The following is a 20,939-nucleotide window of genomic DNA, read 5'->3' on the forward strand; positions in this document are numbered from 1 at the left end:
CGCATGGCGGGACTCTCGATCATCCTGGCCTGGGGCTGGAAGCGCGCGATCATCGCACTGGTCGCGGGCGCCTTGTCGGCGCTGGCGATGGCGCCGTTCAATGCCTGGCCGGTGCTGTTTGTGACCTTTCCGGTCGCGGTCTGGCTGATCGACGGGGCGGCGGCCGGAAAACGGCGCGGCGTGCCGGCGGCGGCGATGGCGGGCTTCTGGTTCGGGCTCGGCTATTTTGTGCCCGGGCTTTACTGGACCGGCAACGCCTTCCTGGTCGATGCGCCGACCTTTGCCTGGCTGATGCCGTTCGCGGTGCTCGGCCTGCCGACCTACCTTGCCTTATTCCCGGCGGCTGGCTTCGCGCTGGCGCGCCTGATCTGGACGCGGGATGCATCGCGGGTACTGGCGCTCGCGATCGGGCTCACGGTCAGCGAATGGCTGCGCGGCCATGTGCTGTCGGGCTTCCCTTGGAACGCCTACGGCTACGCGCTGTCGGAGCCGCTGGCGCTGGCGCAGACGGCGTCGCTGATCGGGCTGTGGGGCATGACCTTCCTCAGCGTCGCGATCTTTGCCAGCCCGGCGGCGCTGATCGACGGCTCTTCGCGCGGCCGAAAGCCCTGGATCGCGCCGGTGGCGGCGCTGTCGCTGCTGGTCGCGATGGGGGTCTACGGCGCCGTGCGGCTCTCGCTGCAGCCGACCGAATTGACCAAGGTCAGGTTGCGCATCATGCAGCCGAACCTGCAGCAGGACGTCAAATTCAACTACGCCGCCAAGGCGGAGGTGATGCAGAAATACCTGGCGCTGTCCGACCGGGCCTCGGGACCGCAATCCACCGGTGTGCGCGATGTGCAGATCCTGATCTGGCCGGAATCGGCCTTCCCGTTCTTCCTGGCGCGGGAGGCCGACGCGATGGCGCAGATCGCCGAGTTGCTGCCCAAGGGCACGGTACTGATGACCGGCTCGGTGCGGGCCCCGGACGGCCCGCCCGGCGCCCGCGTCAGCCGTGCCTACAACTCGATATATGTGATCGACCATGACGGTGGTGTGCTGTCGGTCTACGACAAGCTGCATCTGGTGCCGTTCGGCGAATATCTGCCGTTTCAGGACTGGATGGAAAAGCTCGGCTTCGTGCAGCTGACAAGGGTGCGTGGCGGCTTCATCCCGGGCACGCAGCGCCGCACGATGGAGATACCGAATGCGCCGTCCGCGCTACCACTGATTTGTTACGAAGCGATTTTTCCCGGGAATGTTGCAGCGCGTGACGAACGCCCCGGCTGGATCGTCAACGTGACCAATGACGGCTGGTTCGGAAATTCGACGGGCCCCTATCAGCACCTGCAGCAGGCGCGGCTGCGTGCGATCGAAGAAGGCTTGCCGATGGTTCGCGCCGCCAACACCGGCATCTCGGCGGTGATCGATCCCTCAGGGCGGATTGTCGCACGGCTCGGCCTCGGCATCGAAGGCGTGCTGGACGCCAACCTGCCGGCGGCGCTGCCGCCGACGGTTTATGCTCGTCTTGGAGATATCCCGGCTGCCATCATCGTGGCCGCTGCCCTGCTGTTCGTCGTCAGACGCCGTGTTGCAAGGCACTCTGCCTGAGATTTGCACGTCGCTAGTTGTTGCTGGTTTACTAAAAAACGCTAACTGCGCGGTTCCACCAGTTGACAGACAGCCTGCGATTCGCTTTCTGCGGTTGCAAGCCAAGAACAACAACCAGTCACTTCATTGCTCAGATCGTCCCGCAATTCTACCCGATGCTCCGAGCAGGATATGACGGTCACGGCGCGCCTGGGGCATAGCTCTTCCACTGCCTCATTCCCGGCGCGCAACTCCAGGAGCGATCCAGATGTCCACCAAAGCGCCCAATCCGGTTGACAAATATGTCGGCAGCCGCGTCCGGATGCGCCGCATCATGCTGGGCATGAGCCAGGAAAAACTGGGCGAAGCGCTCGGCCTTACTTTCCAGCAGGTGCAGAAATACGAAAAAGGCACCAACCGGGTCGGCGCCAGCCGCCTGCAGCAGATCTCGGAGATATTGCAGGTCCCGGTGTCGTTTCTGTTCGATGGCGGGCCGAGCGGCGCGGTGAATGGCAACGGTTTCGCCGAAGGCGCCTCCCCGGCCTATGTGTCCGATTTCCTCGCTACCTCAGAGGGTCTCGCGCTGACGCGGGCGTTCACGCGCATCGCCGATTCCAAAATGCGGCGCTCGATCGTCGAGTTGGTCGAGCAGATCGCCTCACGCGACGGCCCCGACCAGCGCTGATTTTCAAGCCGTAACGGTTTGATAATTTCGTATTCTGGAATATGCCATCATTTCCCGGTGCGAAATTGCGCACCGGGAAATGACGCTGTATCGGATACGACATGACGACAACCAATCCGTTCGATGCCCTGCCGATCCTCGAGGGCATCCGCCGCTGGGTCGAGATCGAGACCCCGACCGAAGCCCCCGGGCAGGTCAACCAACTGGTTGATCTCGTTGCTGAAGGCTATCGCGGCCTGCCCGCGAGCCTGGAGCGGATCGCCGGGCACTCCGGCTGCGGCGACCATCTGGTGGCCCGCTCCTCATGGGGACAGGACGCACCGGGAATCCTGGTGCTGAGCCACCTCGATACGGTTCATCCGCTTGGATTCATCGAGCGGCTGCCGTTCCGGATCGTGGATGACAGCGCGTTTGGCCCTGGTATCTACGACATGAAGGGCGGCGCCTATCTCGCCTACCATGCGTTTCGGCAGGTTTGCGCCGACCGGGCGACGCCGCCACTTGGGATCACCCAGCTCTATGTCTCCGATGAGGAGATCGGCAGCCCGACCTCCCGTGCGCTGATTGAGGGCGAGGGGCAGAAGGCGAAATATGTGCTGGTCACGGAACCGGCGCGCGACGGCGGCAAGATCGTCACCGGGCGCAAGGGCGTCGGGCGCTTTGAGGTCTTCATCAAGGGCGTGCCCTCGCATGCCGGCACCAGGCCCGAGGACGGCCGCAGCGCCATCCGCGAACTCGGCCATGTCATTCAAACGCTGGAGGCGATGAACGATCTGGCGCGCGGCATCACCGTCAATGTCGGCGTGGTCCGCGGCGGCACCAAACCGAACGTGATTGCGGAAGAGGCCTATGCCGAGGTCGATCTGCGCGTACCGACGATGTCGGATTCCGACGAACTCACGGCGAAAATCCTCAACCTGAAATCGCGCACCGAAGGCGTCACCGTCAAAGTGATCGGCGAGCTGAATCGCCCGCCTTACGAAAAGAGCAATGCCGGCGCCGCGCTCTACGAGCACGCCAGGACGATTGCAGCGGAGATCGGTTTCGACCTGGTCGATACGTCGACCGGCGGCGGCTCCGACGGCAATTTCACCGCGCCGCATACCGCAACGCTGGACGGGCTCGGCGTCGACGGCCAGGGCGCGCATACCCATTACGAGCAGATGTACATCTCCTCGATCGAGCCGAGGGCGCGGCTGTTGTACCGGCTGTACCAGACGCTGCGATGATCGTCTCACCGCGCGATACCGGCGACCGCGACGCGACGCCGGATGACGGTGCGTCGGCGCATGCGCATGGCTCGTTCTTCGGGCGCCGCAAGGGCCACAAGCTCCGCATCCACCAGGCCGACCTGATCGATAATCTGCTGCCGCATCTGGCGCTCGACATCGGAGCGCCCGCGCCGGCGCGGCTTGCCGAGCTTTTCGATGGCGACATCGAGAATGTCAGGCTCGAAATCGGCTTCGGCGGCGGCGAACATCTGATTGCGGAAGCGCAAGCGTTTCCCAACATCGGGTTCATCGGCTGCGAGCCCTATGTCAACGGCATGGCAAAAATCCTGACGCAGATCGAGACGCACAATATCGGCAACATCAGGCTCTATGCCGGCGATGCCGCGGAATTGCTGGCCTGGCCGCCGCCGCGATCGCTGGCGCGGATCGACCTGATCCACCCCGATCCCTGGCCGAAACGGCGGCACTGGAAGCGGCGCTTCGTGCAGGATGCGACGGTCAACGCAATGGCGCGCATCTTGAAAGACGGCGGCGAATTCCGCTTCGTCAGCGACATCGACGATTACTGCGCCTGGACGCTGGCGCATCTGATGCGCAGCTCCGATTTTCTCTGGACCGCCGAACGCGCCGCCGACTGGCGACAAGCGTGGGACGGCTACACCATGACGCGCTACGGCCGCAAAGCCGAACGCGAGGGACGTGTGGCGGCGTATCTGCGGTTTCGGCGGGTGCGCTGACGAGGTGTTCACATGACGGGAGGAACTGGGTCACCATCCAGCATGTGACCAACAAATCCTTCTTCGAACAGCCATAGGCCTTCCTTCTCGCCGCTCTCGAGCATCTCATAGATATCGTGGATGTTCACGTGTGGCGGGATATCCAGGGCGAACAGCTTTCCACCCCCGAAACTGGTCGACTCCCAATAGCAGCCAATCTCATTGAACCTGAGTAGAACTCTCGTCTCGTCCCCGCTGGGATTCTGGAAAAATATTCGATAGGTGGAATGCCCTCCCCTCTCGACGACGGAATCAAATACGACTTCGTTATCCTTGAATGCGATAACGATCTTGTCTCCCAGGCTCAGAGCCCTCGAGAAAAATGGAATCTTGTTCACTTCCACGATCGCCTTGTCAGCGAGCGGCTTTATCAGCTTTGTCCAAATACCTTCGGAACCGGCGCCGTGCCACGAATCATCCTCTAACTTGAGCCTGACTTGCATCGCGCCATTGTCGCCCATCGGATCAATCAGCATTCACGTTACAATCGAATCCCACTCACTTGCTACTATTTGATGGCCTCGCCCATCCGCACCTTCCTCGCATCCGTCGCTTCCCACACCATGCGTTTTCCCCGTTCACGCCCGAGCAGTTCGATCGGGTCATGATTGTCGATGTGGCCGAACTGTCCCTTGTAGACGCTGTAGCCGCATAATTCCTGCAAGCGCCTCGGAAAACGCTTTGCCGTCTCCTGCGGAATGCCGAGCTGCAAATTCTCCTGCTGCCGCATCCAGCCCCAGCAATAGGCGCAGGAGAATGCGAAGCGCCGCTCATCGGAGTTGTTGGCGCCGCCGCCATGCCACAGCGCGCTGTCGAACAGCATCACGCTGCCAGCCTTCATCGTCGCGGTGACCGCGTCATATTCCCGGCCGTATTGCGGAGAGGAATCATATTTGTGGCTGCCCGGGATGATCCGCGTCGCGCCATTGTCCGCGCGGAAATCCGACAGCGCCCAGATCGCGTTGATGGTGATCGGAATGTGCGGACGCGGCAGCGGAATCAATTGCGTGTCTTCATGGATCGGCTGCGCCTCCTGCCCCGGTCCCAGCACCAGCGAGCAGAACGACGATAGCAGGCACTCCTTGTCCAGCACGCGCTCCACCACCGGCAGCACATTGTCATGCAGCGGCACTTCCCAGAACAAATCGTCATAGGTGAGGAGGTTATTGATGCGGACGGTCTTGAAGCCTTCGAACGACGTTCGGGCGGGACCGAGATGATGCTCGCGCTCGATGCGCTGCAGCGTCGCCTTCAATCCTTCGACCAGCTCGGGGTTCGCCGCAGCTTCGATAACGGTGAATCCGTCGCCGCGGATTCGATCGGCATGGGCTTGAACCTGCGCGTCCGTCAGCATGTCTCGCTCCCCGAAATGACGCCTTATCGCGTCTTGGCGCGAAGCATAGCGCCTGACTGCGACGTTGGGGAGGTGTTTCGGTTCAGTTCGTCATTGCCTGCGACAAACGCAAAGCGTTTGCAAGGGAGCGTTAGCGGCGGAGCAATCCATCTCGGCAAGCGGAGAGATGGCTTGCTTCGCTTCGCTCGCAATGACGGACGGGAGATCCCGGGCCGGCTTACCGCGTCTTCCAGAACGCGACGACGCGCTGGGCGGTCGAGGGCATCAGGCGCACATAGTTCACCCTCGCGCTTTCGATGTCGGCGGGGGCTGCCGTCCGGTTCGGACCGAGCCGAAGCAGGATCAGCGCGCGCACGGTCGCCCATTCGATATCGATGGCCTTCCCGGCGATCAGGAGCGGATCGTCGCGGTCACCGCTGATCAAGCGGTCGAGGGTTTCGATCTTGACGCCGGTCATCGCCGACAGTGCGGCGACCGCCTCCTCGTATTTGAAGGCCCTGGCGAAGTTGAGCAATGCGCCTTCGCCGAGCATGCCTTCGCGGTGGAGCTTCATGACGGTGCGCTGCGCGGGCAGGAAGTCGCGCCGCTCCTCGCGTTCGGTCGGGCCGGTGATGGCAGTCATCGCCTGCTTGATGTCGGCCTGCCGTTCGGGCTTGACGACCTGGAACAGGCGTCGGCGGACGACGTCGATGGAGCCGGAGAGCAGCTCCTTCAATTGATCGGAAGACAGATCGTCGCGCTGACCGAGCCTGACGGTCAGCACGCCGTCCTGGCCGGCGCGCTTAATCAGCGTCGAATAGCTGCTCGACGAGAAGGCTGCGCCCGCATTGCCGGCGGCACGCCTGACGACCTTGCGATCGCCGCGGGCGACCATGACGTCGGTGAGATCGGCTGAAAGCGTGGGCCGTTCCGCCATCGCCAGCAGATGATCCTGGCCCTTCTCGGACGCGATTTCGATCAGCATCTTTTCATCGATGAGCGGCGAGCGGCGCAGCAGCGGGCCTGCGATGGCAATTTCGTCGTCATGGGCGAGTTGGCTAACCAGGCCACGCGGGGCGTTCGCCAGCACCGACAGCCGCTCGGCCAGCTCGGCGCGCTCTGTCAGCTCGGCATGCGGAACGAGATTGGTCAGGACACCGTCGAACAGATCGACATGATCGGGGCGGAAGCTTGCCGCACCCTGCAGGAAGAGTTCGCTGATACGGCGCGCGGCATCAGCGCGACGCTTAGGGTCGCCACGACTGATGATGTCGTCGAGTTCCGGGATCAGCGATGGTGAAATTATCATAAACCCACTCAAACCGGCCGAATTGGCTGGTTTTCGGGAAATCTAGGCAGCGTTCGTGAATGAAGGGTTAGATTCCATCCCTGCGCTCGAAGCTTGGCAAAATCGGCCTTAACGGGATCGCGGGCCTTGTCGGATTGCACAAAAACCGCTATATCCGCGCCAACTTATGGTTCTCATACGATCGCGTATTGAGAGTGGGCCCCCCGGGACCCGCTCTTTTTTATTACCTGAACGAGCCCGGCCCAGAAGGGCCTTAACGGGCACGGTTCGGGGAACCGGCCCGACCGCCGGTTAAGGCCCGGCCTAAACCCATGCAAGTAAGACCCTTTTGACCCTGGACATGACCGATCCAACTGCTGGTTCCGTGGATGCCGACCTCTTGGCCGAGCCCCGTCTCGTCGTCGAGCCGGGCGTAGCTGCGCGGGTATCGGCGGTGGCCGGACCGGTTTTGCAGGGAATGGGCTACCGGCTGGTCCGGATCAAGATATCGGCCGAGGCCGGCTGCACCGTCCAGATCATGGCCGAGCGGCCCGATGGTACGATGCAGATCGAGGATTGCGAGGCGATCTCGCGGGCGCTGTCGCCGGTGCTCGACGTCGCCGACCCGATCGAGCGCGCCTACCGGCTGGAGATTTCCTCGCCGGGCATCGATCGCCCGCTGGTGCGCCGCTCCGATTTCGAGCGCTATGCCGGTCATCTCGTCAAGGTCGAGATGGCGGTCGCCCATCAGGGCCGCAAGCGTTTCCGCGGGCTGCTGGCCAGCGTCGAAGGCGATGCCGTCCGGCTACATCGGGATGACATACGCGCGGGCGAAGATGCCGAAGTGCTGCTGGTGATGGAAGACATCTCCGATGCACGGCTGGTCCTGACCGACGAATTGATTGCGGAATCGATGCGGCGCGGCAAGCAGGCCGAGCGCGAGTTGAAGCAGAATCTCGGGCTGGCGCCGCCGCCTCCGCCGCACGCAAAGAAGAGCGATCCGGCCAGGAGCAACAAACCGAAGCCGAAGCCCGGCAAGAAGCTCGAGCCCAAAAAGCCCGAGCCGACCAATACCAAGAAGCACCGCCTCGCCGCAGAAAGACTGCGCAGAGGCGACCTCGATCCTACCGAAGGAGACTAGGCCATGGCCGTCAGTGCCAACAAACTCGAACTGCTGCAGATCGCAGACGCGGTCGCCCGCGAAAAGTCGATCGACCGCGGGATCGTGATCGCTGCGATGGAAGACGCCATCGCCAAGGCGGCCCGCGCCCGTTACGGCAGCGAGACCGACGTTCACGCCGAGATCGACGCCAAGAAGGGCGAGCTGCGGCTGTCGCGCCACATGCTGGTGGTTGAGGTCGTCGAGAACTCCTCGAACCAGATCTCGCTGGCCGACGCGCAGCGCGCCAACCCGGGCGCCCAGGTCGGCGACACCATTGCCGATACCCTGCCGCCGCTGGAATATGGCCGCATCGCCGCGCAATCCGCCAAGCAGGTGATCGTGCAGAAGGTGCGCGAGGCCGAGCGCGACCGGCAATACCAGGAGTTCAAGGACCGCATCGGCGACATCTCCAACGGCGTCGTCAAGCGCGTCGAATATGGCAGCGTGATCGTCGATCTCGGCCGCGGTGAAGCCATCATCCGCCGCGACGAAATGCTGCCGCGCGAGGTGTTCCGCAACGGCGACCGCGTCCGCGCCTACATCTTCGATGTCCGCCGCGAAACCCGCGGACCGCAGATCTTCCTCTCCCGCACCCATCCGCAGTTCATGGCAAAACTGTTCGCGCAGGAAGTGCCGGAAATCTATGACGGCATCGTCGAGATCAAGGCGGTGGCCCGCGATCCCGGCTCGCGCGCGAAAATCGGCGTGATTTCCCGCGATTCTTCGGTCGATCCGGTCGGCGCCTGCGTCGGTATGCGCGGCTCGCGCGTGCAGGCGGTGGTGAACGAACTGCAGGGCGAGAAGATCGATATCATTCCATGGTCGCCCGATATCGCGACCTTCGTCGTCAACGCGCTGGCGCCTGCCGAAGTCGCGAAGGTCGTGATCGACGAGGACCGCGAGCGGATCGAGGTCGTGGTGCCCGACACCAACAACCAGCTGTCGCTGGCGATCGGCCGCCGCGGCCAGAACGTCCGCCTCGCCTCGCAGCTCACCGGCTGGGATATCGACATCCTCACCGAGCAGGAAGAATCCGAGCGCCGCCAGGCCGACTTCGAGAACTCCACGCGGGTGTTCATGGAAGCGCTGAACGTCGACGAAGTGGTCGGCCAGTTGCTGGCGTCGGAAGGCTTCACGTCGGTCGAGGAACTCGCGCTGGTCGACGTCAAGGAACTGGCCGGCATCGAAGGCTTCGACGAAGAAACCGCCAACGAGCTGCAGAGCCGGGCGAGAGAATACCTGGAACAGCTCGAAACGGAGCTGGAAAACAAGCGTAAGGAGCTCGGCGTGGATGATGCTTTGAAGACGGTGCCCGGCGTGACCTCGAAGATGCTGGTCAAGTTCGGCGAGAACGACATCAAGTCCGTCGAGGATCTGGCGGGCTGCGCGACCGACGATCTGGTCGGCTGGACCGAGCGCAAGGAAGGCGGCGAACCGACCAAATTCCCCGGCATTCTCGACGCCAACGAGATCTCGCGCGAAGATGCGGAAGCCATGATCATGCAGGCCCGCGTCATCGCCGGCTGGATCACCGAGGCCGAACTCGCCAAGCAACCCGAGGCGACCGAAGCCACCGAAGACCAGACGGCGTAGTGCGGGTGTTCCGCACCAACGAAAGCCTTTTCTGTGCGCAGACCGTGCGCAGATGACCGGAGCTACACAACAGGCATGCTCGCTTTGGCTGACCCCGATCTCGACCATGGGCCACGGACCGACAGGTCCGCGACAATGCGGATGTGCGCGGTCAGCCGCGAGGTACGCCCGATCGACGAACTGATCCGGTTCGTGGTCGCCCCGTCGGGCGACGTCATCCCCGATTTGAAGCGCAAGCTGCCCGGCCGTGGCCTGTGGGTCCAGGCCTCGCGCCGGACCGTTGCGGAAGCGGTGCGGCGTCACCAATTTAGCAGAGGGTTCAAGCGCAGCGTTCGCGCCGCGGAGACCCTTCCCGCCGATACCGAGGCCCTGCTGGAACGAAGCTGCACCGAGGCGCTGGCCATGGCGGCCAAGGCCGGTCAGGTCGTTTCCGGCTTTGCCAAGGTCGAGGGCCTGCTCGAACAGGGCAGGGCCGGAGCCCTGATTCACGCCTCCGACGGCGCGGCCGACGGAATCCGCAAATTGGACGCTATCGCCGGGCAAAGGACCGGAAATATCGGTGAATCGCGAGGTTTACCGATTGTTACCGCTTTAACCTCGGCACAATTGGATTTGGCACTGGGGCGGTCAAATGTGATACATGCTGCCCTGCTCGCGGGCCCGGCGAGCAAAACGTTCCTGTCGCGCTGCCAGATCCTGGTTCGATACCGGATGGACGACGACGACAAGACCGGGGATGCGGCCAGAAATTCTGACTGACGAAGATTCCGAAGCCTTGCTTCAATGAATGTGCGGATACGCACCACGTAACGAGATTAGGACTGCTGAATGGTTGATACCAAATCGCCTGGCGACAAGACTCTGAGTGTTCCGACCAAGACCTTGTCGCTGAAGCCGCGGGTCGAGACGGGCACCGTGCGCCAGAGCTTCAGCCATGGCCGGACCAAGCAGGTCGTGGTCGAGAAGCGTGGCAAGCGCCGCGTCGGAGGCGATGCGCCCGCGACCGAAACGCATGCGCCCGAGCCGGTCGCCGCCAAGCCGGCGCCCGTTGCAAAGGCCCCCCTTTCCCGCCCTGCAGCGCCGGCCGCACCGCGCAGCGGTTCGGGCGTGGTGCTGCGCACGCTGACCGAAGACGAGCGCTCCGCCCGCGCCAGCGCGCTGGCCGACGCCAAGGTGCGCGAAGTCGAGGAACGGCGGCTGGCCGAAGAAGAAGCCAAGCGCCGCGCCAGCCGTGAGGGCATCGAACAGGCCGAACGCGAGGCCGCCGAAGCCCGCCGCAAGGCCGAGGAAGAACGCCACCGGATCGAAGAGGAAGCCAAGCGCAAGGCCGAGGTCGAGGCCAAGAAGCGATTTGGCGAGGCCGAGGCCAAGCCCGCAACGGCGACGACGACGCCCGCTGCAACGCGGCCCGCCGCGGCCCGCCCGGCGACCGGAGCCCGTCCGGCAGTCGTGCCCCCTGCACGTGCGCCCGGCGTTGCTGCCGACGCTTCCGATGAAGACGAAGGTCCGCGCCAGGTTCGCCGCGGCCCCGGCGGCGCCATGCGCCCCGCGGTGCCGCCCAAAACCACCCACAAGCCGGGCCCGCAAAAGGAGCGCGGCCGCCTGACGCTGGTCACCGCGCTTAATGCCGACGACGTACGCGAGCGCTCGATCGCTTCGTTCCGCCGCCGCACCCAGCGCCTGAAGGGACACGCCTCCAACGAACCGAAGGAAAAGCTGATCCGCGAAGTGACGATCCCGGAAGCGATCACGATCCAGGAGCTCGCCAACCGCATGTCGGAGCGCGCGGTCGACGTCATCCGCATGCTGATGAAGCAGGGCGCGATGCACAAGATCACCGACGTGATCGATGCCGACACCGCGCAACTGATCGCCGAGGAATTGGGCCACTCCGTCAAGCGCGTCGCCGCGTCCGACGTCGAAGAGGGCCTGTTCGACATCGTCGACGATTCCACCGATACCGAGCCGCGCTCGCCGGTCGTCACCGTGATGGGCCATGTCGACCACGGCAAGACCTCGCTGCTCGACGCGCTCCGCCACGCCAACGTGGTGTCGGGCGAAGCCGGCGGCATCACCCAGCATATCGGCGCCTATCAGGTCACCTCGCCGGAAAGCGGCAAGAAGATCACCTTCATCGATACGCCCGGCCACGCCGCGTTCACCGCGATGCGCGCCCGCGGCGCCAAGGTCACCGATATCGTGATCCTGGTGGTGGCGGCCGATGACGGCGTCATGCCTCAGACGATCGAGGCGATCAACCACGCCAAGGCGGCGAAGGTGCCGATGATCGTCGCGATCAACAAGATCGACAAGCCCGACGCCAAGCCGGAACGCGTGCGCACCGAACTGCTGCAGCACGAGGTTCAGGTCGAATCGTTCGGCGGTGAGGTCGTCGACGTCGAGGTTTCCGCCAAGAACAAGACCAATCTCGACAAGCTGCTCGAGATGATCGCGCTGCAGGCCGAACTGCTCGACCTCAAGACCAACTCGGAACGTCCTGCCGAAGGTACCGTGATCGAAGCCAAGCTCGATCGCGGCCGCGGTCCGGTGGCCACCGTGCTGGTTCAGCGCGGCACGCTCAAGGTCGGCGACATCATCGTGGCCGGCGCCGAAATGGGCCGCGTCCGCGCGCTGATTTCGGACCAGGGCGAGAACCTCGACGAGGCCGGACCTTCGGTGCCGGTCGAAGTGCTCGGCTTCAACGGCCCGCCGGAAGCCGGCGACCGCCTTGCGGTGGTCGAGAACGAAGCCCGCGCCCGCCAGGTCACGAGCTATCGCGCCCATCAGAAGCGCGAGAACGCCGCCGCCTCGATTTCCGGCATGCGCGGCTCGCTCGAGCAGATGATGTCGCAACTCAAGACCGCGGGCCGCAAGGAGTTCCCGCTGATCGTGAAGGCCGACGTGCAGGGCTCGCTCGAAGCGATTTTGGGATCGCTGGAGAAGCTCGGCACCGAGGAAGTTGCCGCCCGCATCCTGCACGCGGGCGTCGGCGGTATCTCGGAATCCGACGTCACGCTGGCGGAAGGTTTCAACGCCGCAATCATCGGCTTCTCGGTGCGTGCCAACAAGGAAGCCGCGGCCGCCGCCAAGCGCAACGGCATCGAGATCCGCTACTACAACATCATCTACGATCTCGTCGACGACATCAAAAAGGCGATGTCCGGCCTGCTCGCGCCGACACTGCGCGAAACCATGCTGGGCAATGCGCAGATTCTGGAAGTGTTCAACATTTCCAAGGTCGGCAAGGTCGCCGGTTGCCGCGTCACCGACGGCACCGTGGAACGCGGCGCCAATGTGCGCCTGATCCGCGACAACGTCGTCGTGCACGAAGGCAAGCTCTCGACCCTGAAGCGCTTCAAGGACGAAGTGAAGGAAGTGCAGTCCGGCCAGGAATGCGGCATGGCGTTCGAGAACTACGGCGACATGCGTCCCGGCGACGTCATCGAGTGTTACCGCGTGGAGACCATCCAGCGCTCTCTGTAAGTCCAAATCTTACAAGGGCTATTTTGAACGAAACCGTCATGCCCCGCCTTGTGCGCAATGGCGCACTAAGGCGGGGCATTCAGTAGTCACCGAAATTTGCTTTGAGCACGGAATGCTGGATCACCCGCCTCGTTGCGCAATTGCGCACAAGGCGGGTGATGACGACAATTGGGATTTCCGACAATGCCTCGCCATCATACCAAGGGTTCCGCCCCCGGCGGCTCGCAACGGCAATTGCGCGTCGGCGAGACCGTGCGCCATGCCGTTGCCGATATTCTGTCGCAGGGTAGCGTGCACGACCCCGACCTCGAAGGTCACATCATCACCGTTCCCGAGGTGAGGATGTCGCCTGACCTGAAGCTTGCGACGATTTACGTGATGCCGCTCGGCGGCCGCGATACCGAAGTCGTGCTCGCGGCGCTCGCGCGCAATAAGAAATTCCTGCGCGGCGAAATCGCTCACCGCGTTAACCTGAAATTTGCCCCTGACCTTCGCTTTCGCGTCGACGAACGATTCGATGAAGCGGAACGGATCGAGAAATTACTGAGAACACCTGCGGTGCAAAGAGACCTCGCACCCGATTCGGACGACCAGTCATGAATATCCCCACCGCCAACGGCGGGATCGCGCAGCAAGCTGCCGATTCCCGCGACGCCGAAAAAAATATTTTTTCAGGTGAGCCGCGCGGCGACGATACAGGTCACGCTGGCGACGGCGAGCGCCGCGCTGGCGACGACGAACGTCGCGCCGGCGAAGAACAGCGCCGCAGCAACAACGATCCGCGCCACACCAAGCAGCCGCGCCAGAACAACCAGCCGCGTCGCGACAAGCGCGACGTCCACGGCTGGGTGATTCTCGACAAACCGATCGGCATGACTTCGACGCATGCCGTGGCCGTGCTCAAGCGCCTGTTCCAGGCCAAGCGCGCCGGCCATGCCGGCACGCTCGATCCTTTGGCATCCGGCGGCCTGCCGATCGCGCTGGGCGAGGCTACCAAGACGGTTCCCTTCGTGATGGACGGCCGCAAGCGCTACCGCTTCACGGTCGCCTGGGGCGAGGAGCGCGACACCGACGATACCGAGGGCCGGGCAACGCAAACGAGCAAGCTCCGGCCGTCGGCCGATGCCGTCCGGGCCCTGCTTCCGCGGTTCACCGGCCTCATCGAGCAGATCCCGCCGCAATATTCCGCGATCAAGGTCCAGGGCGAGCGCGCCTATGACCTGGCACGGGACGGCGAAACCGTCGAATTGAAGCCCCGGCCGGTCGAGATTCACGAATTAACCCTTGTAGAACATGCCGATAATGGCCAGTCCGTGTTCGAGGCCGAGTGCGGCAAGGGAACCTATGTCCGGGCTTTGGCCCGCGATATCGGCCGGATTCTGGGCTGTTTCGGCCATATCTGCGCGTTGCGGCGGACCTTGGTGGGCCCATTCCGCGAGGCGGACATGATTCCGCTGGAACAGTTGGAGGCTTTATGCAATAGAGCCGCGTCTGGCGAGGGAAGCCTCGCCGACGCGCTTTTGCCCGTTGAGACCGCGCTGGACGACATCCCGGCACTGGCCGTCACACGGGCTGATGCGGCAAGGCTCCACAGGGGCCAGGCCGTTTTGTTGCGCGGACGGGATGCGCCCAATAGTAGCGGCACAGTCTATGTCACGGTGGCAGGCCGGCTTCTGGCCCTCGCCGAAATTGGCAATGGCGAACTCATCCCCAAGCGCGTGTTCAACCTGACCGGGCTGACTGCCAGTCCCGGTCGCAGCAATGAGAGAGTTTGACGATGTCGATTACCGCCGAACGCAAAGCGGAAGTCATCAAGACGAATGCCAACAAAGCCGGCGACACCGGTTCGCCCGAGGTTCAGGTTGCGGTCCTGTCGGAACGCATCAGCAATCTTACGGGCCACTTCAAGACCCACGTGAAGGACCATCATTCACGCCGCGGCCTCCTGAAGCTCGTGCAGACGCGCCGCTCGCTTCTCGACTACATCAAGAGGAAGGACGAGGCGCGTTACAAGGCCTTGCTTGAAAAGCATAACATTCGTCGTTGATTTGAGAGAGTACGCGCGCTGTATGCGCGCGTTTTTGCATGATCTTCCGAACAATCGGACTCCGAATTTTCGGAGACGATCATGCGCAAGAGCATCATCCGATAAGGATCATGCTCGACAACGTCCAGCAGCAATCCGGCCGCTGGACAGGGCAAGGTGCCCGTGACTGCCGAGAGGATGGACGCCATCCGGAATATGAAGACCATGGCAGGATCGCCGGACGCTGATCTCGTATTGCGATCAGCGTCCCGCAATCTTGCGCATGGTCTTTGTGTTTTTGGGCCCCGCTCTCTCGTGAACCTATGAAAGAAACCACTATGTTCAATAAGCATTCCGTCGAGATCGACTGGGGTGGACGTCCCCTCAAGCTGGAAACCGGCAAGATCGCCCGTCAGGCCGACGGCGCCGTGCTCGCCACCTATGGCGAGACCGTCGTGCTCGCCACCGTCGTCGCCGCGAAGTCGCCGCGCGAAGGCGTCGATTTCCTGCCGCTGACCGTCGACTATCAGGAAAAGACCTACGCCGCGGGCCGCATTCCCGGCGGCTACTTCAAGCGCGAGGGCCGTCCGACCGAAAAGGAGACGCTGGTCTCCCGCCTGATCGACCGCCCGATCCGGCCCTTGTTCGTGGACGGCTGGCGCAATGAAACCCAGGTCATCGTCACCGTGCTGTCGCATGACATGGAGAACGATCCCGATATCGTGGCGCTGGTCGCCGCCTCCGCAGCGCTGACGATTTCCGGCGCCCCCTTCAAGGGCCCGATCGGCGCCGCCCGCGTCGGCTTCGCCAACGACGAATACGTGCTCAACCCGACGCTGGACGAAATGCTCGAGACCCAGCTCGACCTGGTCGTCGCCGGCACCGCCGACGCCGTGCTGATGGTGGAATCGGAAGCCAAAGAGCTCAACGAGGACATCATGCTCGGCGCCGTGATGTTCGGCCACCGCCACTTCCAGCCGGTGATCAAGGCGATCATCGAACTGGCCGAGAAGGCCGCCAAGGAGCCGCGCGAAGTCAAAGTCGTCGACGAAAGCGCACTTGAGAAGGAAATGCTCGGCCTGATCGAGCAGGACCTGCGCGCCGCCTACGCCATCCCGGTCAAGCAGGATCGCTATGCGGCGGTCGGCAAGGCCAAGGAAAAGGTGATGGCGCACTACTTCCCGGAAGGGCAGGAGTCGCCGCACAACAAGCTGCGCATCGCCGCAGTGTTCAAGGAACTCGAGTCCAAGATCGTTCGCTGGAACATCCTCGACACCGGCAAGCGCATCGACGGCCGCGACGCCAAGACTGTCCGCAACATCATCGCGGAAGTCGGCGTCCTGCCCCGTGCCCATGGTTCGGCGCTGTTCACCCGCGGTGAAACCCAGGCGATGGTCGTGACCACGCTCGGCACCGGCGAGGACGAGCAGTACATCGACGCGCTGTCGGGAACGTACAAAGAGACGTTCCTGCTGCACTACAACTTCCCTCCCTACTCGGTCGGTGAAACCGGACGCCTCGGCGGCACCAAGCGCCGCGAGATCGGCCACGGCAAGCTCGCCTGGCGCGCGATCCACCCGGTCCTGCCGCCGCACCACGAATTCCCCTACACGGTGCGCGTGGTCTCCGAGATCACCGAATCCAACGGCTCGTCGTCGATGGCCTCGGTGTGCGGCGCCTCGCTGGCGCTGATGGATGCGGGCGTTCCGTTGAAGCGGCCGACCGCGGGTATCGCGATGGGCCTGATTCTGGAAGGTTCGCGCTTTGCGGTTCTGTCCGATATTCTCGGCGACGAGGATCATCTCGGCGACATGGACTTCAAGGTGGCCGGTACCGACCAGGGCATCACCTCGCTGCAGATGGACATCAAGATCGAGGGCATCACCGAGGAGATCATGAAGGTCGCGCTCGGCCAGGCCAAGGATGGCCGTATCCACATCCTCGGCGAAATGTCGAAGGCGCTGACCAACGCCCGCGCCGAGCTCGGCGAATACGCGCCGCGCATCGAGACCTTCAAGATCGCCACCGACAAGATCCGTGAAGTGATCGGCACCGGCGGCAAGGTGATCCGCGAGATCGTCGAGAAGACCGGCGCCAAGGTCAACATCGAGGACGACGGTACCGTGAAGGTCGCCTCCAACGACGGCGAGGCGATGAAGGCCGCGATCAAGTGGATCAAGTCGATCGCCTCCGATCCGGAGATCGGCCAGATCTACGAGGGCACCGTGGTCAAGGTGATGGAGTTCGGCGCGTTCGTGAACTTCTTCGGCGCCAAGGACGGCCTCGTCCACATCAGCCAGCTCGCTTCGGCGCGCGTGCAGAAGACCTCCGACGTCGTCAAGGAAGGCGACAAGGTCAAGGTCAAGCTGCTCGGCTTCGACGACCGCGGCAAGACCCGGCTGTCGATGAAGGTGGTCGATCAGGAGACCGGCGAGGACCTCGAGGCCAAGCAGAAGGCGGATGGCCCGGCGCCGCGCGAAGCGGCCGGCGAGTAAGGCATCGCAAAAATGTGAACAAGGGGGCGGCCGAACGGCCGCCCTTTTTTGTTGCCCGCCTGAGCTACATTGCCGAGATCGCATCACCTGTGCGATTACGTCGCAGGCTCACGAGGGCAAAAAGCAAACCCGACCCAGCCCCTCGCCCGTAGCTTGCGGCGCGCGGCGGCCTACGGCGTTCATCCAGACATATTCACCCAATTCATCTACAGGTAAGGAGAAGTCGATGTCATCCATGTCCCGGCGCCATCTGATGTTTGCGGCAACCGGCATCGCAGCCATAGCTGCAGCCCCGCGTCTGGTCTTTGCACAGGCGGCCGCTCCTGCCCCGGCGCCCGCCGCCGCAACCGGCCCGTTCACGCTGCCGCCGCTCGCCTATCCGATCAACGCGTTCGAACCGCATATCGACGCCAAGACGATGGAAATCCATCACGACCGGCACCACGCCGCCTATGTCGCCAACCTCAACAATGTCGCCAAGACCAATCCGCAATTGGGAACGGCGAAGATCGAGGACGTGCTCGGCAATCTGAATGCGCTGGACGACGGCATCAAATTCACCGTCCGCAACAATCTCGGCGGCCACGCCAACCACACCATGTTCTGGGAGATCATGGGCCCGGACGGCGGCAAGCCGGAAGGCGAGGTGCTGACCGCCATTGATCGCGACCTCGGCGGCATGGAAAAATTCCAGAACGAGTTCAACGCCGCCGGCGGACGCCAGTTCGGCTCGGGCTGGGTGTTCGTCACCGTCAGCAAGGACGGCAAGCTCGCGATCGAGACCCGCCCGAACCAGGACACTCCGATGATGGATGGCAAGCGCGCCTTGATGGGCAACGACGTCTGGGAGCACGCTTATTACCTGAACTACCAGAACCGCCGCGCTGATTATCTCAAGGCGTGGTGGAACACGGTGAACTGGGCCAAGATCGCCGAGCGTTATGCCGCGGCGAAGGCCGGCACGCTCGGCGTGTGAACGTGGTCTAACCGGGTAAACGAAAGGGCGGCCTCGCGGCCGCCCTTCTTACTTTTATAGCGATTGATGATCGTCCTGATGGAATCAGGCGATGTCGAAACGATCGTGGTTCATCACCTTGGTCCACGCCGCCACGAAATCCTTGGCGAACTTCTCCTTCGAATCGGCGGCTCCATAGACCTCTGCGAAGGCGCGGAGCTGCGCGTGCGAACCGAAGATCAGGTCGACGCGGGTGCCGGTCCACTTGACCGCATTCGTCTTGCGGTCGCGGCCTTCGTAGGTCCCATCAGCCGCCGGCTGCCAGACGGTGCTCATATCAAGCAGGTTGACGAAGAAGTCGTTCGTCAGCGTGCCCGGCTTGCTGGTGAACACGCCGTGCTTGGAGTTGCCGGCATTCGCGCCGAGCACACGCAAGCCACCGACGAGGGCCGTCATCTGAGGCCCCGTCAGCCGCAGCAATTGCGCCCGATCCACCAACGCCTCTTCCGGCGCCATGTACTGATGCTTCTTGCTGTTGACGTAGTTGCGGAAGCCATCGGCCCGAGGCTCGAGCGGGGCAAAGGACTCCACATCGGTCTGATCCTGCAACGCATCCATACGTCCCGGCGTGAAGGGCACCTTCACGTCGAGCCCGACATCCTTGGCGGCTTTTTCCACCGCCGCGGAGCCGCCGAGGACGATCAGATCGGCCAGCGAAACCTTCTTGCCGAACTCCTTTTGAATCGCTTCGAGCTTCTGCAGGACCGTCTTGAGCTCGGCCGGCTGGTTGACCTCCCAGTCCTTCTGCGGGCTGAGACGAATGCGCGCGCCGTTCGCGCCACCGCGCTTGTCGGAGCCGCGGTACGTCGACGCCGACGCCCAGGCGGTCGAAACAAGCTGCGACACCGACAGGCCCGAGCCGAGAATCTTCGTTTTCAGCGCGGCGATATCCGCCTCGCCGATCAGCGGGTGATCCACTGCCGGGATCGGGTCCTGCCAGATCAGCGTTTCCTTCGGCACCAGCGGGCCGAGGTAGCGCGCGATCGGGCCCATGTCGCGATGCGTGAGCTTGAACCATGCGCGTGCGAACGCATCGGCGAACTGGTCCGGATGGTCCAGGAAGCGCCGCGAGATCTTCTCGTAGGCCGGATCGACGCGCAACGAAAGGTCGGTGGTCAGCATGGTCGGCACATGCTTCTTCGACGTGTCGTAGGCATCCGGGATCGATGCTTCCGCGCCCTTCGCCTTCCACTGCTTCGCACCGGCCGGGCTCTTGGTCAGCTCCCATTCGAATTTAAACAGATTCTCCAAGAAGAGATTGCTCCACTTGGTCGGCGTCTGCGTCCAGGTGACTTCCGGGCCGCCGGTGATGGTGTCGGCGCCGATGCCGGTGCCATACTTGCTCTTCCAGCCGAGGCCCTGATCCTCCAGCGCACCGCTTTCCGGGTCCGCTCCGACCAGCGACGGATCGCCGGCGCCATGGGTCTTGCCGAAGGAGTGGCCGCCGGCAATCAGGGCAACCGTTTCTTCGTCGTTCATCGCCATGCGGAAGAACGTTTCACGGATGTCCTTCGCCGCCGCGAGCGGATCAGGATTGCCGTTCGGCCCTTCCGGGTTGACGTAAATGAGGCCCATCTGCACGGCGCCAAGCGGCTCCGCAAGCTGGCGTTCGCCGCTGTAGCGTTCGTCGCCGAGCCACGTGCCTTCGGGACCCCAGAATAGCTCTTCCGGCTCCCAGACGTCGACACGGCCACCGGCGAAGCCGAAGGTCTTGAAGCCCATCGATTCGAGGGCAACGTTGCCGGCGAGAACCATCAGGTCGGCCCACGAGAGCTTGCGGCCGTATTTCTGCTTGATCGGCCACAGCAGCCGGCGTGCCTTGTCGAGGTTGGCGTTGTCAGGCCAGCTGTTCAGCGGCGCAAAACGCTGCTGACCGGCGCCGGCGCCGCCGCGGCCGTCCGTGATGCGGTAGGTGCCCGCGCTGTGCCACGCCATGCGGATCATCAGACCGCCATAGTGACCGAAATCGGCCGGCCACCATTCCTGCGACTCCGTCATCAACGCGGTCAGATCCTTGATCACGGCATTGAGATCGAGCGTCTTGAATTCCTTGGCGTAGTCGAACGCCTCGCCCATCGGATCGGACAAGGTGGAATTACGGTGGAGAACCGAGACGTCCAGCGCATCCGGCCACCAGTCGCGATTCCCGCGTCCGCGCGAGCCCGTGAACGGGCATTTGGTTTGATCATCCATGGTCGTCTCCTGCTGGTAGCTATTCAGATTGGAGGCAATCTAAGCATCGCCCTCCATCAGGTAAAGTTGATTTTAATGATCGAACCGAT

17 protein-coding genes are annotated in these 20,939 nt (G+C 63.4%); 13 read left to right on the top strand and 4 right to left on the bottom strand.

Annotated features, from left to right (window positions below; all coding sequences use genetic code 11):
• The first annotated feature begins 3 nt into the window (after positions 1–3).
• The 4 genes from lnt (at position 4) to trmB (ending at position 4,223) form a co-directional block, all read left to right on the top strand.
• Positions 4–1,590, top strand: coding sequence for an apolipoprotein N-acyltransferase (lnt, locus tag ACPPVP_RS00195; RefSeq protein WP_426530163.1), 1,587 nt, complete (start codon positions 4–6; stop codon positions 1,588–1,590).
• Between the two features lie 247 nt (positions 1,591–1,837).
• The gene (locus ACPPVP_RS00200; RefSeq protein ID WP_426530165.1) at positions 1,838–2,254 is read left to right on the top strand and encodes a helix-turn-helix domain-containing protein; all 417 of its coding nucleotides are present in this window, start codon (positions 1,838–1,840) and stop codon (positions 2,252–2,254) included.
• Between the two features lie 101 nt (positions 2,255–2,355).
• Complete coding sequence (locus tag ACPPVP_RS00205; protein WP_426530167.1) at positions 2,356–3,483, top strand: M20 family metallopeptidase; 1,128 nt, start codon at positions 2,356–2,358, stop codon at positions 3,481–3,483.
• Positions 3,480–4,223 (top strand): tRNA (guanosine(46)-N7)-methyltransferase TrmB, encoded by a 744-nt coding sequence (gene trmB / locus ACPPVP_RS00210; protein ID WP_426530169.1) that lies wholly within the window; start codon positions 3,480–3,482, stop codon positions 4,221–4,223. Before ACPPVP_RS00205 ends, trmB begins: the two co-directional genes overlap by 4 nt.
• 8 nt (positions 4,224–4,231) lie before the next feature.
• On the opposite strand, the gene ACPPVP_RS00215 is transcribed toward trmB, so the two are convergent.
• From ACPPVP_RS00215 to ACPPVP_RS00225, 3 genes are all read right to left on the bottom strand, one after another.
• On the bottom strand, positions 4,232–4,738 hold the full coding sequence (locus ACPPVP_RS00215; RefSeq protein WP_426530171.1) for a DUF4265 domain-containing protein: 507 nt from the start codon (positions 4,736–4,738) through the stop codon (positions 4,232–4,234).
• Between the two features lie 32 nt (positions 4,739–4,770).
• Complete coding sequence (locus ACPPVP_RS00220) at positions 4,771–5,616, bottom strand: phytanoyl-CoA dioxygenase family protein (RefSeq protein WP_426530173.1); 846 nt, start codon at positions 5,614–5,616, stop codon at positions 4,771–4,773.
• A gap of 217 nt (positions 5,617–5,833) precedes the next feature.
• Positions 5,834–6,904, bottom strand: a complete 1,071-nt coding sequence (locus ACPPVP_RS00225; RefSeq protein ID WP_426530175.1) for a DUF2336 domain-containing protein — start codon at positions 6,902–6,904, stop codon at positions 5,834–5,836.
• A 340-nt stretch (positions 6,905–7,244) separates the two neighbouring features.
• On the opposite strand from ACPPVP_RS00225, the gene rimP reads away from it, so the two are divergent.
• The 9 genes from rimP to ACPPVP_RS00270 all read left to right on the top strand — a co-directional run bounded on the left by rimP (position 7,245) and on the right by ACPPVP_RS00270 (position 18,618).
• Complete coding sequence (gene rimP / locus ACPPVP_RS00230) at positions 7,245–8,024, top strand: ribosome maturation factor RimP (RefSeq protein ID WP_426530177.1); 780 nt, start codon at positions 7,245–7,247, stop codon at positions 8,022–8,024.
• A 3-nt stretch (positions 8,025–8,027) separates the two neighbouring features.
• Positions 8,028–9,638 (top strand): transcription termination factor NusA, encoded by a 1,611-nt coding sequence (nusA, locus tag ACPPVP_RS00235; protein WP_426530179.1) that lies wholly within the window; start codon positions 8,028–8,030, stop codon positions 9,636–9,638.
• A gap of 75 nt (positions 9,639–9,713) precedes the next feature.
• Positions 9,714–10,397 carry an RNA-binding protein gene (locus ACPPVP_RS00240; RefSeq protein ID WP_426530181.1) on the top strand — a complete coding sequence of 228 codons (684 nt, stop codon included), beginning with the start codon at positions 9,714–9,716 and terminating at the stop codon, positions 10,395–10,397.
• 69 nt (positions 10,398–10,466) lie between these two features.
• A complete protein-coding gene (gene infB / locus ACPPVP_RS00245; RefSeq protein ID WP_426530183.1) occupies positions 10,467–13,121 on the top strand; it encodes a translation initiation factor IF-2 in 2,655 nt (884 codons plus the stop codon).
• A gap of 183 nt (positions 13,122–13,304) precedes the next feature.
• On the top strand, positions 13,305–13,721 hold the full coding sequence (rbfA, locus tag ACPPVP_RS00250) for a 30S ribosome-binding factor RbfA (RefSeq protein ID WP_426530185.1): 417 nt from the start codon (positions 13,305–13,307) through the stop codon (positions 13,719–13,721).
• Positions 13,718–14,896, top strand: a complete 1,179-nt coding sequence (truB, locus tag ACPPVP_RS00255) for a tRNA pseudouridine(55) synthase TruB (RefSeq protein WP_426530187.1) — start codon at positions 13,718–13,720, stop codon at positions 14,894–14,896. The genes rbfA and truB overlap by 4 nt, the downstream gene beginning before the upstream one ends.
• A gap of 2 nt (positions 14,897–14,898) precedes the next feature.
• On the top strand, positions 14,899–15,168 hold the full coding sequence (gene rpsO / locus ACPPVP_RS00260; RefSeq protein WP_426530189.1) for a 30S ribosomal protein S15: 270 nt from the start codon (positions 14,899–14,901) through the stop codon (positions 15,166–15,168).
• Between the two features lie 317 nt (positions 15,169–15,485).
• Positions 15,486–17,642 (top strand): polyribonucleotide nucleotidyltransferase, encoded by a 2,157-nt coding sequence (gene pnp, locus ACPPVP_RS00265; RefSeq protein WP_426530191.1) that lies wholly within the window; start codon positions 15,486–15,488, stop codon positions 17,640–17,642.
• A gap of 226 nt (positions 17,643–17,868) precedes the next feature.
• Positions 17,869–18,618, top strand: coding sequence for a superoxide dismutase (locus ACPPVP_RS00270; protein ID WP_426530193.1), 750 nt, complete (start codon positions 17,869–17,871; stop codon positions 18,616–18,618).
• Positions 18,619–18,702: 84 nt separating this feature from the next.
• On the opposite strand, the gene katG is transcribed toward ACPPVP_RS00270, so the two are convergent.
• Entirely contained in the window at positions 18,703–20,850 is a 2,148-nt protein-coding gene (gene katG / locus ACPPVP_RS00275; protein ID WP_426530195.1) for a catalase/peroxidase HPI, read from the bottom strand.
• Positions 20,851–20,939 lie beyond the last annotated feature (89 nt).

Origin of the sequence: Bradyrhizobium sp. McL0615 (genome assembly GCF_049993905.1) — a bacterium.
Lineage (GTDB): Bacteria > Pseudomonadota > Alphaproteobacteria > Rhizobiales > Xanthobacteraceae > Bradyrhizobium.